Annotated in this window: 1 protein-coding gene; it reads right to left on the bottom strand. The window is 57.0% G+C overall.

The window, feature by feature from the left end:
* Window positions 1–249 (bottom strand): hypothetical protein (locus ACLD7X_RS19615; RefSeq protein WP_425625557.1); only part of this gene is annotated, 249 nt, incomplete at both ends.

Below are 249 nucleotides of genomic sequence, written 5' to 3'. Positions count from 1 at the left end.
CCAGATCACCATCGCCAAACACGGTCGACAGATCCACCGTCGCGCTATACACACCATCCTGGTCTGCATACGCAGGAAGCGTTCCGTCCAGTGCCGATTCATCCAGCACCAGCGTCCCTGCATAGGTTTTAGCTGCATCCAGCGTCGGGCCTGCATCCTCGATCGACAGCTTCCCTGTCAGATCGATCTTCTGAGACACACTGTCACCGTCCTCATCCACCAACTCCTTCTGCACGAACAACGTTCCCG

It is taken from the genome of Aphanothece microscopica RSMan92, assembly GCF_046613545.2.
Lineage (GTDB): Bacteria > Cyanobacteriota > Cyanobacteriia > PCC-6307 > Cyanobiaceae > NIES-981.
This window is presented reverse-complemented; position numbering and strand designations above follow the sequence as displayed.